This is a genomic window from Synechococcus sp. PCC 7335 (assembly GCF_000155595.1).
In the GTDB taxonomy this organism is placed as follows: domain Bacteria; phylum Cyanobacteriota; class Cyanobacteriia; order Phormidesmidales; family Phormidesmidaceae; genus Phormidesmis.
In genome coordinates this window covers 692,641-706,456 of the sequence record NZ_DS989905.1, presented here as the reverse complement: position 1 = coordinate 706,456, position 13,816 = coordinate 692,641, and the positions used below count along the sequence as shown (strand labels likewise).

At 48.1% G+C, this 13,816-nt stretch carries 15 protein-coding genes and 1 pseudogene; 11 read left to right on the top strand and 5 right to left on the bottom strand.

Annotated elements, in window-relative coordinates; all coding sequences use genetic code 11:
- The first annotated feature begins 2 nt into the window (after window positions 1-2).
- The 7 genes and pseudogenes from psbA to S7335_RS22780 all read left to right on the top strand — a co-directional run.
- On the top strand, window positions 3-1,118 hold the full coding sequence (gene psbA, locus S7335_RS22810) for a photosystem II q(b) protein (protein ID WP_006458236.1): 1,116 nt from the start codon (window positions 3-5) through the stop codon (window positions 1,116-1,118).
- 117 nt (window positions 1,119-1,235) lie between these two features.
- Window positions 1,236-1,622, top strand: a complete 387-nt coding sequence (locus S7335_RS22805) for a rhodanese-like domain-containing protein (protein WP_038019543.1) — start codon at window positions 1,236-1,238, stop codon at window positions 1,620-1,622.
- Window positions 1,623-1,658: 36 nt separating this feature from the next.
- On the top strand, window positions 1,659-2,663 hold the full coding sequence (locus S7335_RS22800) for an arsenic resistance protein (protein WP_006458455.1): 1,005 nt from the start codon (window positions 1,659-1,661) through the stop codon (window positions 2,661-2,663).
- A 53-nt stretch (window positions 2,664-2,716) separates the two neighbouring features.
- A complete protein-coding gene (locus S7335_RS22795; RefSeq protein WP_006458474.1) occupies window positions 2,717-3,439 on the top strand; it encodes a class I SAM-dependent methyltransferase in 723 nt (240 codons plus the stop codon).
- A 53-nt stretch (window positions 3,440-3,492) separates the two neighbouring features.
- On the top strand, window positions 3,493-3,861 hold the full coding sequence (locus S7335_RS22790) for a DsrE family protein (protein ID WP_006458059.1): 369 nt from the start codon (window positions 3,493-3,495) through the stop codon (window positions 3,859-3,861).
- Window positions 3,862-3,955: 94 nt separating this feature from the next.
- Window positions 3,956-4,483 (top strand): rhodanese-like domain-containing protein, encoded by a 528-nt coding sequence (locus S7335_RS22785; protein ID WP_006458472.1) that lies wholly within the window; start codon window positions 3,956-3,958, stop codon window positions 4,481-4,483.
- Between the two features lie 241 nt (window positions 4,484-4,724).
- A pseudogene (locus tag S7335_RS22780) lies at window positions 4,725-5,359 on the top strand (cytochrome ubiquinol oxidase subunit I); the annotation flags it as partial.
- A 293-nt stretch (window positions 5,360-5,652) separates the two neighbouring features.
- On the opposite strand, the gene S7335_RS22775 reads toward S7335_RS22780, so the two are convergent.
- Window positions 5,653-7,596, bottom strand: coding sequence for a heavy metal translocating P-type ATPase (locus S7335_RS22775; protein WP_006458167.1), 1,944 nt, complete (start codon window positions 7,594-7,596; stop codon window positions 5,653-5,655).
- An 88-nt stretch (window positions 7,597-7,684) separates the two neighbouring features.
- Here S7335_RS22775 and S7335_RS22770 point away from each other — a divergent pair, with 88 nt between their 5' ends.
- Window positions 7,685-7,954, top strand: a complete 270-nt coding sequence (locus tag S7335_RS22770) for a hypothetical protein (RefSeq protein WP_006457848.1) — start codon at window positions 7,685-7,687, stop codon at window positions 7,952-7,954.
- Between the two features lie 45 nt (window positions 7,955-7,999).
- Here S7335_RS22770 and S7335_RS22765 read toward each other — a convergent pair whose 3' ends face one another.
- The 3 genes from S7335_RS22765 to S7335_RS22755 form a co-directional block, all read right to left on the bottom strand.
- Entirely contained in the window at window positions 8,000-8,431 is a 432-nt protein-coding gene (locus S7335_RS22765) for a helix-turn-helix transcriptional regulator (protein WP_006458451.1), read from the bottom strand.
- 99 nt (window positions 8,432-8,530) lie between these two features.
- Window positions 8,531-9,355, bottom strand: coding sequence for a tetratricopeptide repeat protein (locus S7335_RS22760; RefSeq protein ID WP_006457849.1), 825 nt, complete (start codon window positions 9,353-9,355; stop codon window positions 8,531-8,533).
- 534 nt (window positions 9,356-9,889) lie between these two features.
- Window positions 9,890-10,375: a pentapeptide repeat-containing protein gene (locus S7335_RS22755; RefSeq protein ID WP_006458320.1), complete on the bottom strand. Its 486-nt coding sequence runs from the start codon at window positions 10,373-10,375 to the stop codon at window positions 9,890-9,892.
- An 848-nt stretch (window positions 10,376-11,223) separates the two neighbouring features.
- On the opposite strand from S7335_RS22755, the gene S7335_RS22745 reads away from it, so the two are divergent.
- The 3 genes from S7335_RS22745 to S7335_RS22735 all read left to right on the top strand — a co-directional run bounded on the left by S7335_RS22745 (window position 11,224) and on the right by S7335_RS22735 (window position 13,361).
- Window positions 11,224-11,898 (top strand): pentapeptide repeat-containing protein, encoded by a 675-nt coding sequence (locus tag S7335_RS22745; RefSeq protein ID WP_227500108.1) that lies wholly within the window; start codon window positions 11,224-11,226, stop codon window positions 11,896-11,898.
- Between the two features lie 513 nt (window positions 11,899-12,411).
- Window positions 12,412-12,660 carry a hypothetical protein gene (locus tag S7335_RS22740; protein ID WP_006457973.1) on the top strand — a complete coding sequence of 83 codons (249 nt, stop codon included), beginning with the start codon at window positions 12,412-12,414 and terminating at the stop codon, window positions 12,658-12,660.
- Window positions 12,661-12,842: 182 nt separating this feature from the next.
- On the top strand, window positions 12,843-13,361 hold the full coding sequence (locus tag S7335_RS22735) for a hypothetical protein (RefSeq protein WP_157620654.1): 519 nt from the start codon (window positions 12,843-12,845) through the stop codon (window positions 13,359-13,361).
- A 30-nt stretch (window positions 13,362-13,391) separates the two neighbouring features.
- Here S7335_RS22735 and S7335_RS22730 read toward each other — a convergent pair whose 3' ends face one another.
- Window positions 13,392-13,610, bottom strand: a complete 219-nt coding sequence (locus S7335_RS22730) for a hypothetical protein (protein ID WP_038019542.1) — start codon at window positions 13,608-13,610, stop codon at window positions 13,392-13,394.
- Window positions 13,611-13,816 lie beyond the last annotated feature (206 nt).

Here is a 13,816-nt window from a genome sequence, read left to right as displayed (position 1 = left end):
CCATGAGTACTTCAATTAGATATAGACGCGGACCCAGTCTGAGCCTTTCAGACCTATGGGAGCAGTTTTGTGAGTGGGTTACCAGTACCCAAAACCGGATTTACATCGGCTGGTTTGGCGTGCTGATGATTCCTACGCTAGCAGTGGCAACCATTGTCTTTGCGATCGCCATTGTCTCAGCCCCACCCGTTGATCTAGACGGCATTCGAGAACCTATCTTTGGCTCTATTCTCACCGGCAACAATCCAGTCACTGCGGCGGTTGTGCCCACTTCTGCCGCCATCGGACTTCACTTTTACCCGCTATGGGAAGCTAGCTCAGTCGCTGAGTGGCTGTATAACGGTGGCCCCTATCAGCTAATTGTGTTTCACTTCTTGATCGGTATCTGGGCCTACTTGGGTCGCCAGTGGGAGCTGAGCTACCGCCTTGGCATGCGTCCTTGGATTGCGGTTGCGTTTTCGGCCCCTGTCGCCGCTGCGACTGCTGTTCTATTGGTCTACCCTATCGGGCAGGGCAGTTTTTCAGAAGGGATGCCTTTGGGTATTTCAGGCACATTTCACTTCATGCTCACGCTCCAATCCCGTCATAACGTGCTGATGCATCCCTTCCACATGCTGGGTGTTGCGGGTATTTTCGGCGGCGCTTTGCTCAGCGCACTCCATGGTTCTTTGGTCACTGCCAGCCTGATTCGTGAGACCTCTGAGATAGAATCTGCTAACGCAGGCTACCGCTTTGGTCAGCAAGAGGCGACCTACAATGTTGTTGCGGGCCATGTCGGGTTCTTGGGACATCTGCTTATTCCCAGTGCGTCAGTGGGCAACAGTCGATCGGTTCATTTCATGTTAGCCGCGTTGCCGACCCTCGGCATCTGGTTTGCCACGCTGGGCATCGGGTTGATGGCGTTTAACCTCAACGGGTTTAACTTTAACCACTCTATTCTCGATAGTCAGGGTCGCCCTATTCGCACCTCTGCTGAGCTGATCAGTCGGGCTACCCAAGGCATTCAATCGATGCACGCTGTGAATGCTCACAATTTCCCGCTGTTGCTATCTAGCGGTGAGGCAACGCCTGTGGCCTTGAGCCTTCCGGCTGCTCTGCCAACGCTTGCGGCAAGCTAGTCATGTTTCACCAGCGGCTGCATAACAACAGATTATGCAGCCGCACCTTTTATTCAAGCTTTGTTGATCCCGCTTGCTGTCTATTAATCAACCCTACTTTCTTTTTCAATACTACTCATGACATCTGTGTCTTCTACAACGCCGCACATCGTCTCTTTGTCTCCGGAAGAGTTCGTTCAGCTTGCCAGCCCACCGCGATTACTGGATGTGCGTACATCCGTTGAATATCGCTCTTTTCACGCGCCTACAGCATTAAACCTCAGTATGCAGCGCATTTTGCTCAGCCAGATTCCATGGCTGCAAAACTGGGTTCTCCCTCGGTGGTTTCGAGCACTGCCCAAAGATGAACCCCTTGCGGTAGTTTGTCTGACATCGCATCGGAGTCCGATTGTTGCTAAAGCGCTGGTGAAATTAGGCTTTTCGAATATCTTCAATATTTCGGGCGGCATGATGAGTTGGAAAAAAGCAGCGTTACCTATCCAAAACAACAAGTCTTCTCAGTAATCGTCAATGTCTCAATAGTTAAGGAGAAAACACCCTATGTGGAAGGTGTTGGGTTTCATTCAAAAGCATCTGGTTTGGTCTGTGCCGGTGTGCATGGTTGCAGGCATTATCGTTGGCGCGCTAGTTGATCCTTCTGCGCTGAAGGCGCTGATTATTCCACTCACCTTTTTGATGGTGTATCCGATGATGATCAACCTGCAAGTGCAGGAGGTGCTCTCAGGCGGCGATTACAAGGTGCAGCTCATCACGCAGCTGATGAATTTTGGCCTTATTCCCTTTTTTGCCTTTGGTATGGGCAAAGTGTTTTTTGCCGATCAGCCTTTAGTTGCGCTGGGCTTGCTGCTGGCTTCACTGCTACCGACTAGCGGCATGACTATTTCTTGGACAGGCTTTGCAAGAGGAAATATCAGCGCTGCTATCAAGATGACGGTGATTGGTCTTATCTTAGGCTCGGTGGCAACCCCCTTTTACGCGAAGTGGCTCATGGGGACAGTGGTAGAAATTCCCCTAGCGAGCATCTTCAAGCAAATTGTCATTATTGTATTTTTGCCGATGCTGCTAGGGTTCGTCACTCGCGTCTCGCTCATTAGAATTGTCGGTGAGCGTAAATATCATCAGAACCTAAAGAGAAAGTTTCCGGCCTTTTCAACGCTAGGCGTTTTAGGCATTGTGTTTGTGGCGATGGCGCTTAAAGCCAAAGACATTATTGCCAGTCCAATGGTGCTGCTGTCGTTTTTGTTGCCGCTGGCCATTTTGTATGTAGTGAACTTCTTGCTGAGTACGATTGTTGGCAAGTTGTTCTTTAATCGAGGAGATGCGATCGCTCTCGTCTACGGCACGGTGATGCGAAATCTCTCGATTGCGCTGGCGATCGCCATGACTGCCTTCGGCAATGAACAAGGCTCCGAAATTGCCTTAATCATCGCCATGGCCTACATCATCCAGGTTCAAGCCGCTGCCTGGTACGTGCGCTTTACCGGCAGAATCTTTGGCCCCGCTCCGGAGCCTAACCCTTCACTGACACGCTCTCCCTCGCATTAGCACAGGTTGTTCCAGTTATTCTCTACTCTTCATAATCACGTACTCCGCCTACCATGAATTTTTCTAGACTTCATCAGCTTCAGCAGCGCTTGTTTGCCTGGGGCATGTCTAAAGCTAACGCTGCTGATAATCATGCGATTCAGTTAACGGCCTGTAGCGGCTATTCAAACATGGCTGATTTGAAGCGATCGCTGCTTGCTAATCTCCAGGGCACTGTTCTAGAGATTGGCCCCGGCGCGGGCGCAAACTTGGCCTACTATCCTACTGACATTCACTGGATAGGTGTAGAACCAAATCTCTTTATGCATTCCTATTTGCGTCAAGAAGCTCAGCAGAGAGGGCTGCATCACGTTGATATACACGGCGGTGCTGCTGAAAGCTTACCTGTTGAAACGGCTGCCATCGATACGGTTGTCAGCACGCATGTTCTCTGTTCGGTTGATCATTTAGACACTGTTCTACAAGAGATACAGCGCATTCTCAAACCCGGTGGTCATTTTATCTTTCTTGAGCATGTAGCCGCTGAAAACGGATCTTGGACTCGTCGCATCCAAGACAAAATTACGCCCTTTTGGAAAACGCTCTTTGATAACTGTCATCCCAATCGGGAGACGCAGAAGATGTTAGTTAAAGCAGGATTTTCTTCTGTAGACTACGAACACTTTCAGCTTAATCTCCCGGTTGTCTCTCCTCATATTGTTGGCATCGCGACTAAAGCTCCAGATACCACTATCAATGCGCCTATGGCAACTACGGCATCACAGCTTGTTCATTAATTGTTCACTAGGTAGCACCACAGAAATCGCTATCTTCTACTGGAGACTCTTCCATGACTACGAAACCTAAAGACGGTGTATTCATTCACGTTAGCCGAGGTGCTGAATCTGCTCAGCGCGTTTTGATGGCCCTCACACTGGCTGAAAAGATGTCCGAGAATAAAGATGTCCTGCTCTTTTTTGATATTAAAGGGGTCGAAGTCCCGTTAAAAGATGCAGAGTCAATTGAACTCAAGTCGTTTGAATCTAGCCAAACGCTGCTGACCAGATTGATCGAGAAAGGCGTGAGTATCTGCATTTGTCCAATGTGCCTAAAGGCTGCCGATCTTACGCCAGAGTCTCTACTTCCGGGGGTTCGCTTAGCTGAGAAAGAAGCTTTTTTTGAATTTACGCAGGGGCGAATTTTATCGTTGGACTATTAAGCCTCCGCCTAGCTAACCGCTTTAAAATCTAGTCCAGGAAGTACGCGGTCCTAGATGCGATCAACTTCTCAATAGACCTATCGGAGGATTACTCATGCCAGTGAAAAGACCTATTGCATTTTTTGCTGCTGCCTTACTTTGCTTCACTCTGTGGTTAGGTGTCATACCGACTCCTTTGGCAAAGGCAGCTCCCCTCGAAGCAAACACTGCCTCCGCTCAATTACTTAGTCAGTTAGCAACAACCCCTACCAACAGCTCAGACTTCGCCGAAGTAGAAACTTTTCTCGTTTCGCTCCCTAACGACTATTACACGATCAAACGAATAGACCGAGTCAAGAAAAGCGTTGAGAACGGTACGGCTATGTTAGTAGATGTTCGAGAGCCTAACGAGTTCGCAGCTGGTCATATTGAAGGGGCTGTGAATATTCCGCTGCGAACTCTCACTACCAACCTCAAACAGATCCCTCAAACAAAGCCTGTAATTCTCTACTGCTCATCGGGATATCGCACCGGCATTAGCGTAATGACCCTAAGGCTGCTGGGATATGACAATGTTCGAGGATTTCCACCGAGCATTCAAGGTTGGAAAGAGGCTGGCGAACAGCTTGTCACATCAAAATGAGCGACTGCTATCAACTGACGGTTTATTCATATCTACCTGCAATTTAAGGCCGAGCCAACTGCTTAGGTAGCAGATATAAAAGAAGTCAGAAAAATTGTTTATATTTATATAGCTATTCAGTAGTATGTTATGCGTGCCACCCAAAAATCACGAATAATCTATCTCAATAGCTTTAATACAAAAGCTTTGGGGCTCATGTGAAGCTGCTACCTTTTCCCCCTTACCTAGTTTTTAACCGCTAATGGACTTCTTACCAGATTCCTACATTCTCTCTCGGATGCAGTTTGCGCTTACCGCAATCTTTCACATGCTCTGGCCAGTGCTGACAACAGGCATGGGCATCTACTTAGTCGTTGTCGAAATTCTTTGGCTAAAGACAAAAAATCCTGACTACTACTACCACGCTCGGTTTTGGTCAAAGCTATATGTGCTCAACTTTGGCATCGGCGTTGCAACGGGCATTCCCATGGAGTTTCAGTTTGGTACAAACTGGGCACCGTTCTCAGAAGCGGCTGGAGACTTTTTTGGTAGCATTTTAGGCTTTGAAGCTTCGATGGCCTTCATGTTAGAGGCTGGCTTTTTGGCATTATGCTGTTCGGATGGGAGCGGGTGAATCCCTACGTGCATCTGTTTTCTACGGTGATGGTTGCCTTTGGTGCAAACCTCTCTACCTTCTGGATTTTGATCGCAAACTCCTGGATGCAGACGCCTGCTGGCGGTGAATTTATTGACGGCAAGTTCATTGTCCGCGACTACTTTCAGGCTATGTTTAGCCCGTTTATGCGCACTAGCGTGCTGCATATGTTCTTTGCCACTTTGGAAACCTCGCTGTTTGTGATTGGTGGTATTAGCGCGTGGTACGTGCTAATAGGACGAAGGTGCTTGATGGCGACTGGCGTAAAACCTTTGAGCGGTGGTATCCAGAACTCGCTACTCAAGCGGCTTGAACGGCTGATCAACGAGTTTCCGGGCTTTCCCACACTTTTTTTCGGTCTCTTCGCCAACAGTGTCGTATAGAATCGGAGAAATTTTGGCCTTTAAGGCTCAGATTCAGTCATGCACAAGGGTTTGAGGTCTAACTTTTAGCCGCTCCGCTCCGCCTCATAGAAATGAGCTTCGTAATTTTTGAGGCGTTTTTGGTACGTTACCCAAGAAGACTAGAGGAAATATTAGACGGTCTTTATTAGCTTAACTGGCGTTACTTTGAGAATACGGCTTGCGTTAAAGATAGCCAGCAGCGCAACACCAACATCAGCGAATACGGCTTCCCAGAGTGTTGCTAATCCAATTGCGCCAAGTCCAATAAAGACAGCTTTCACCGTCATGGCAAGGATAATGTTTTGCCAGACGATGCGAAGAGTGCGACGGGCAAGGGAGATCGCCTCAGCGACCTTAGAAGGTGCATCCGTCATAATCACCACATCTGCCGTTTCAATCGCCGCATCCGAGCCTAGTCCACCCATCGCCATACCGACATCGGCTCTGGTAATGACAGGGGCATCATTGATGCCATCACCAACAAAGACAACTTTCTTCTTAGCGTTAATAGCAGGTTGTAGGAACTCTTCTAAAGCATCTACTTTGTCTTCTGGTAGCAGCTCGGCTCGGTACTGATCAAGTCCTAAGCGCCTAGCAACTGCATCCGCAACCGATTGGCTATCCCCAGTGAGCATAATGGTCTGAATGCCCTGCTGCTTCAAAGCACTGATAGCTTCTGCAGCATCTTGTTTAAGCTCATCAGCAATGATGATCCGCCCTGAATACGTTCCATCAACAGCGATGTGAGCAACCGTTCCTTCTACACTGCAAACATCGTGAGGAATGTTTTCTCGGTGCAGCAATCGGTCATTCCCGGCTAGAACGGTGCTCCCGTTGAACTTGGCCCGAATGCCATGACCGCTAATCTCTTCGTAATCTTGCAGAGTAGAACTGTTAACAGGTTTGCCGTAGGCTTGCTGAATTGACTGAGCCACTGGATGATTAGACTGTGACTCGACTTGTGCGGCTAGTTCCAACAGTTGATGCTCATTTAAGCCATTTGCAACAACAATCTCGTTGACACGAAAGTTTCCCTTGGTTAGTGTTCCTGTTTTATCAAAGACAACTGTATCTACCTGAGTCAGCGCATCGAGAAACTTGGAACCTTTGACTAAAATGCCCCGCTTGGCCGCGCCGCCAATGCCACCGAAGTAGCCTAGCGGAATGCTGATGACCAAGCCACAAGGACAGGAAATAACGAGCAGGACGAGCGCTCGATACGTCCATACTGCTGGCGATGCATCAGCGATAAAAAGTGGTGGCAGTATGGCTATTGCTAAGGAAAGCAGCACCACAACAGGGGTGTAGTATCGAGCAAAGCGTGTGATGAACTTTTCAGTATCAGCCTTCTTACTACTGGCGTTTTCTACCAGCTCTAATATTTTAGAGATTGAGGACTCGTTGAACGGCTTAGTGACGCGAAGCGAAAGTACACCAGATTGGTTAATCATCCCAGAAAGTACGGTTTCACCTGTGCTCACCTTTCGAGGGACAGATTCTCCTGTGAGAGCAGAGGTATCTACTTGAGAGCTGCCATCTAAAATCTCGCCATCGAGTGGGACTTTTTCGCCAGGGCGGACGATTACGACATCGCCTACGTTGACTGACTCAGGAGAAACTTCGCGGATTTCGCCGTTTACTTTCAAGTTGGCAGTGTCAGGACGCACTTCTAATAGCGATTTGATAGACTTACGCGATCGCCCCACAGCATAATCTTGAAACAGCTCTCCTACCTGAAAGAACAGCATCACCGCGACGGCTTCAGGTATCTCGTGAATGGCGATCGCCCCCAATGTCGCAATCGTCATCAGAAAGTTTTCGTCGAACACCCGACCTCGCAGAATGTTGCGTCCGGCGGTGGTGAGCACATTCCAACCGCTGATGATATAGGCCGGAATAAGGACAGCGTATTCTGCGATCGCAAGGGGCGTGTTATGCAGTGGCTCGTTGAAGATGAAACCAGCTAGAAACAGAACACCAGCGATAGCAATAGGGGTCAACGCCTTACGCAAGTTGAATTCACCGGAGCCGTGATCGTGACCGTGGTCGCAGCAGTGACCTTGAGATGATGACATAGGGCAACCCGCCAGAAAAGATGAATATATGAATATCTATTCAGATAATATACGATGTAGGAAAGAGTGCTTGCGTCAATATGGAGACATGGAGCTTAAAATCCCACCAGTCGCTATCATCGCTGGGTTTGCCGCGCTAATGATAGCCGTGACCTTGTTGCTGCCGGGTCTGACTTGGCTAGTTCCAGGACGGCTGGTTATAGCTGTCGTCCTAGCTTCAATAGGTAGTGCGATCAGCCTGTCTGGAGTGGTTGCTTTTCGTCGGCATCACACTACGGTTAACCCAATGGCCCCAGCGACAGCAACCACCATCGTTTCCACTGGCCCCTATCGATTTACACTAATCGATCCGAGCTAAGTTCTTTGAACAACGCAGACAGCTCAGCAGACGGACTAGCCAAATCTAGGTTTCATTCAAATGCTCAGCCACTACTCGATAAATGGTCATGATGTGTTCATCGGCTAAACTGTAGCAGACGTTTCGGCCTAGCTTTCGATATTTGACCAAGCGATGCGATCTCAGCACCCGCAGTTGATGAGACACTGCCGATTCGCCCATCTTTACAGCCGCCGCCAAATCGCAGACGCATAGCTCCTGCTGTGCTAATGCAGATAAAAGTTTCAGTCGGTGAGGGTCTGACAGAGCACTAAAGAACTCTGCCATGTGCTGTGCCTGCTCGGTTGCAATTACCTCCGGCTGCACTTGCCGTACATTATCAAGATGTACCAACGAGGCTTCGCAGCTAGGTGCATCAGCCGATGCCTCTCTTCTATTTTTTTTGTTTGTAAACTCCTTTTTAGCCTTCTTCTTTCTTGCGGGCTTGGAGCTAGCCATTCTTCATCAGCACTGTGCAACTCTTTTATGATACTGAGAATCATTCACATCTGAAAACCTGTTCAGATAATGCAATATCGGAAAATAGCCAAGAAATAGCTATGTCGGCCCACCTTGCTGAACCTGCTGGATAAAATAGACTGTCTGCTGATAGCTCTGCTGATCGCCTCTTGCTTGAAATAAGTTAGCAGCCTGCTGCAAATCCTCGATGGCTGCATTGGAGTCGCCGAGCTGATAGTGTAAGAGCCCACGATTGCCAAAGGCTTCTGCCAAGTTTGGGGCGAGTTCAATCGCTGTGCCAAAGTCTGTCAATGCTGCTTCCGCATTGCCTAGTTCGGTGTAGACTTTACCTCGGTTGTAATAGGCATCGGCATTGTCGGGGGCAAGCGAGATTGCGCTGTCTAAATCGCTTAGAGCTAGTGGAAACTGTCCTGTAACCGCCAAAATGATGCTGCGGTCTATGTAAGGCTGAACAAAGTCGGGAGCTAGCTCTATCGCCTGCGATAAATCCGACAAGGCGGCGTTGATATCCGGTGTGTGAGAGTAGGCTTCGCCCCGATGATACAGCGTCTCTGGGTCGTTGGGCTGAAACTGAAGAGCCGTTGAAAAATCGTCGATCGCCTGTGAGTAGTTACCCAAGTCGTGATAGGCAAGACCTCGGTAGCGGTAGGCTTCAGCGTTTTGTGGGTCTGCTTGAATGGCTCGATTGTACGTAGAGATCGCCTCTTCAAGCTGTCCTTGCTCAGCTTCCTGTCTACCTTGCTCCACCAAGCTATTTGTAGACGTTACTGCTATGTGGATTGATGACTGTGGCAGTTGAGCATACACCGCCTTTTTGTGCTCGGTCGCTCTTGCTCGGTTCCCTACAGCGGCCATCATCACTGTCGCCCCTAAAAACATCCCGATGAATTTGCTAGGTTTCATGGTTTCTTCCCGAGTAATACGCTATTGCGTATCATGTTGACTCAGTGTAACAAGGATATCTGTGTATCAAATTTGCGCTGCCACTTGGCAAAAGAAACACCAGTAACCATTAAGGCCCGCGTATAGGCACAGAGAAATTTTAACAGATAAGGCTAAAACGCTTTACTGACAATGGCTTCACCACTAAGCATCTATGCTCATTAAAAAATTGTACTTAGCTTTGGCAATGCCTGTAACCCTTGAGAAATCGGCAATAGAATCTGAAACAATGAGCTTATCTGTCAGAATTTCTCGGCTTCTATGCATAGGCGAACCTGAAGTACTATCTAGGAAAGACGATACAACAGTTCGAGAGCCTATGAGATGTGGTTGACGATGCTTTTAGACATATGTCCTAGATGGCTATTCGGATGCAATAGCGCTCTTCAAGGGTTCTCGGAAAGTGATGGCTGAAACGACGGTAAAATCGTTACTTGATGAACAACAACTCATGCGAGATTTCAGTGCTTACAACGGTTTGATCTCCAAAGTCATTTAAGAGCGATAGGTGAAACTTGAAACGACTAGCTCACTGAACTTTTTCGAGATAGCATCAAGATTAGGCGTTTTCATTTTCTGAGAAGGATTAGCACTGGCCAAAACAGCGCCGCTGAGCAGTCCCTCGGTTAGTCCGGTTACCTTCGATAGATTGGCTCCAGTGAAGTTGGCTCGGGCCAAATTAGCCTGCGTAAGGCAACATTGTTGCAAATTAGCCAAAATTAAAAAGGCATTCGTCAGATTTGCCTGGGTGAGATCCGCTTGGTTCAACTGCGCCAAAATTAAAAAGGCTCCGCTAAAGTCAGCCCGTTTCAAATTGGCTCCACTGAGGTCTGCGCCCATCAGCGAAGCGCCTCTGAGGTCTGCGCAGCTAAGGTCAATACCGCGCAGACACTGATCGCGTAAGAAAACGCCCTTGAGCTTAATTCCACGGAAATCTCGCTCTCCAGATTGGTATTGTTGCAAAAGTTCTTCTGCGGTCATGCAAGTGCTCATGCTTTATGTCACCGGAGCATAGCAGAATCTTTTTAAGCGCAACATCCGCTGGGGGGGCATCAGACCGAGTGCGATTTGTTGTTTTATAGCAATCCGCCGTAGAGTAGGGACATAATAGTAGGGTCGTCAGTTTGTGTGATCGCCTATGCCTGCCCCCTATGGTCAAGACCTACGCGAGAAAGCGATCAAAGCCGTATGTTAAATGTCAAGAGGGCTAGGCTCTTACCAGCTTTTGGTGAACATATGGTGTTCGCATAAAGACCTTTCCTTGGTTAACTACTTTGAGCGCTGGAACCCTTGTTTTTGCACGAATCACTTCAGTCAAAATCTTAGCTTTTGAGGCCAAATTCCTCGGATCACCAAAAGTTCGGAAGATCCCTACTCCGCCTGTGTATAGAATCGGAACAATTTTGGCCTTTAAGTATGCTGAATACTCAATATTGAACGAGCTTTCAATACTTTCAGGCATCTATTCTGTATGTAACAATTAATTATAAGTATAAATACTTACCCTAGAAAGCGTTGCTATGCGAGGGTTTTAGGCTTAAAGGCCAAAATTTCTCGAACTCTATACACAGGCCTCGTACCCCTCACTGGATATTTTGTTTGCCAGATGAATTCAAAAAGCGAATCGGGAACAATGATAGGTAGAGGTGTGATCGCTTGCTAGTTAAGTTATTGCCGTGCTAGACGATTGCCCCTCACCATAATTTTGGGGGGAGAAAGCTGTCATATGGGTCACTATGGAAAACCTCCCTATTTACGTGGAAAGGATCTGCGCGGAGAGAATCTGCGCGCAGCCATTCTATTCGAAGCCAACATAGCATCGCCTAGATCTGCGCGAAGCTGATCTAGGCGATGCTATGTTGAGCAACGCCGACCTGAGTGGAGCCGATCTGCGCGGGGCCAACCTGAGCGAAGCCAACCTGGATGGAGCCACTCTGGACAAAGCCAATCTGATGGGGGCGAACCTAAGTGAAGCCGACCTAAGTGAATCTGACCTGAGTTCAGCCGACCTGCCCGGAGCTACCCTTCATAACGCGACTCTTCAGAACGCCGACCTGAGTGGAGCCGATCTGCGCTCAGCTGACCTGTTTAGAGCGGACCTAAGTGAAGCCAACCTGAGGTCAGCCGATCTGAGTTCAGCGGACCTACGTGGAGCGGACCTACCCGGAGCGAAGCTGATCGGAGCGAATCTGATTGGAGCCAACTTGAGCATAGCCAATGTCACTGGGACTCAATTTGGTACAGGCAAAGGTCTATCACTTGAGGAGAAGCAAAACTTGATTGAACGTGGCGCAATCTTCGATGAAGGGATAGAAATAGAAGAGATAGAGACAGAAAAGACAAAGACAGAACAGATAGAAACAGAAGAGAAGGAGATAGAGAAGCGCTCGCCTCTACTACTACTGGTCTTAGCACTCCTGGCAGTGACAGCAACAGGTGTCACTGCTGCCGCTGTCGCCTTGAGATGGATATACGAGTATTTTATGACTTATCTAAATGCGTAAACGGAGAAATCTGCCAAGAAGCGACAACGCTTGATACTTGCTTCATTGGCTTTGCATTTTCATCATTCAGATAGATTTGAAATCATTAACGGTGTGAATGGGAAATCCCTCTGACGCGAAGCGACTGTGGTGGGATGAGAGCGAATGCTGTCAGAAAGGGATGTATCGATAGCTTGGAACGGCAGATCGAAAGGTGGGAAGACCCGAGACTTGTAACACCTTTGAATTTGGCTTTGGTATACATCCATCGCCCAATACGTATATTTAGAGATGCCGTAAGGACTTCGAGATGCTGAATGGCGATCGTGCTATTGACGCTGATATGACATATAGGCTTGGTCTTGCAACTAGAACAACGGCTGAAAGCTGGTTAGATATGCGGCCTTCGGCAAACTGAATAGAAGGGAGACTATACAAGAATTCAAGAGCTGGTAATAGCTTGATTGGAGCAACGGGCCTGGTCAATATTCAATATCTGCTGTAGAAGGGAGTGGTTGGTTACTCATTCAGTCAATGCCCAGCTCAATACGCAGACCGACCTATAGATCAGTCACCCCACCGCCGACAGCAACTCGCGTAGGTAAAACGATAGCGCCTTACTCTCAGCCAGCTCTTAGCCGCACAGGGCAGCCTGGTAACTCTCGGCTGGATAACCCGAACTGGAAGCCCTATCGCAATAGCCAGGAATTAGCGCTGAAGGTCTACGAGATGACTCATCCGCAACAACCTAGTGCTTACGACAATGGTGTAGGGCTATCCTAGTCGGATGGGGAGACTATCGAATGGCCTAGATCAACCTCCTGATGCAGCAATCACCGCAGTACGCTGTTGGTATGCAAGCTTTCGACGTGATAGCTGCTTCAGGGGGCTAGTGGCTTCGGTTCTGTGTGAGTAATTCCTGCTATTGCGAACAATGAACTACTGCTATTATCACGCGCATTGCTATGAAGAACACCCTCCAAATTTTTAGGTCGTCTGCTGCTTCCAATTCACTTCTAGAAATACCTCTCAGGGTGAGTGATTCTGAGTATGCTAACTTACTGGCATCCTACAAGTTTGAACCACTTTTAGCAGAGAGCAGTCAGTGGTTCGAGGTCTATGCAGGCGTCGAGATACGTATGGAGATGCAGACTAGATATTCTAAATCTGCATCTCGAATGTTTACCCGCAATACGGGAGATTTACCAATAGATGAAATTAGCTTCTACCTCGACGCAGAGGAATATTACGACGGTGTTGAAAGAAGCGGCTGGACCGCCCAATCGTATCAGACCTTTACCAAGGTAGCTTTTTCTCCCATATCAGTTAGTTCGCTACCGGATATTCCAGCCATCGAGTTCTGGGCTGTTGATGGTAAGACTGTGCCATCCTACTCAAAGCTAATTGTGACTGTGGCTTCGATTACTCTGAATGGGAAGGAAGAAAAGCCACAGATGCAAAAACAGATCTTTCCCAGTACCTGAATAAACCTTACGATCAACTTAAGCATCAACTTAGTCTGAAGTATCCTCATCAGACCAGCCTAATTTTTGAGCGATCGCGCGGCGGCAAACTTCTTGCCAGTCTGGTATAGCTCCGGCTTTTATCGCTGCTTTCATTGCTGGCGGCATCCGAATCGTCATTTTCTCAGTACAAGGTTCTGACCAATCGTGCTTTTGTTTAAAACCATGGTCAGCTATATCAGGATTGCCGCCTGGTCTCCCTTTTGCCATATTTCCTCACTAACACCTCTTGAGGGATTCCCGCTAGAGCTAAGCATACGTAGTATAACAGCCTTGATTTAGTGAGACGGTCACACTATAATGGATTTTGTTGTAAGACTACTAAGTATTCAATCAAGCTGTTCCAACCGTTCTTAGGAGTCTCTATAATGTCTTTTAGTCAACAGGCACAAAGGTTTCTAGTTCTCTATCCTCAC

Bases quoted from the DNA above. Each gene is read 5' to 3' on its own strand.
- S7335_RS22740 (WP_006457973.1), top strand. From the start codon at position 12,412: ATGCCCAGCTCAATACGCAGACCGACCTATAGATCAGTCACCCCACCG.
- S7335_RS22755 (WP_006458320.1), bottom strand. From the start codon at position 10,375: ATGACCGCAGAAGAACTTTTGCAACAATACCAATCTGGAGAGCGAGAT.
- S7335_RS22795 (WP_006458474.1), top strand. From the start codon at position 2,717: ATGAATTTTTCTAGACTTCATCAGCTTCAGCAGCGCTTGTTTGCCTGG.
- S7335_RS22765 (WP_006458451.1), bottom strand. From the start codon at position 8,431: ATGGCTAGCTCCAAGCCCGCAAGAAAGAAGAAGGCTAAAAAGGAGTTT.
- S7335_RS22800 (WP_006458455.1), top strand. From the start codon at position 1,659: ATGTGGAAGGTGTTGGGTTTCATTCAAAAGCATCTGGTTTGGTCTGTG.
- S7335_RS22790 (WP_006458059.1), top strand. From the start codon at position 3,493: ATGACTACGAAACCTAAAGACGGTGTATTCATTCACGTTAGCCGAGGT.
- S7335_RS22775 (WP_006458167.1), bottom strand. From the start codon at position 7,596: ATGTCATCATCTCAAGGTCACTGCTGCGACCACGGTCACGATCACGGC.
- psbA (WP_006458236.1), top strand. From the start codon at position 3: ATGAGTACTTCAATTAGATATAGACGCGGACCCAGTCTGAGCCTTTCA.
- S7335_RS22730 (WP_038019542.1), bottom strand. From the start codon at position 13,610: ATGGCAAAAGGGAGACCAGGCGGCAATCCTGATATAGCTGACCATGGT.
- S7335_RS22770 (WP_006457848.1), top strand. From the start codon at position 7,685: ATGGAGCTTAAAATCCCACCAGTCGCTATCATCGCTGGGTTTGCCGCG.
- S7335_RS22760 (WP_006457849.1), bottom strand. From the start codon at position 9,355: ATGAAACCTAGCAAATTCATCGGGATGTTTTTAGGGGCGACAGTGATG.
- S7335_RS22785 (WP_006458472.1), top strand. From the start codon at position 3,956: ATGCCAGTGAAAAGACCTATTGCATTTTTTGCTGCTGCCTTACTTTGC.
- S7335_RS22805 (WP_038019543.1), top strand. From the start codon at position 1,236: ATGACATCTGTGTCTTCTACAACGCCGCACATCGTCTCTTTGTCTCCG.
- S7335_RS22735 (WP_157620654.1), top strand. From the start codon at position 12,843: ATGAAGAACACCCTCCAAATTTTTAGGTCGTCTGCTGCTTCCAATTCA.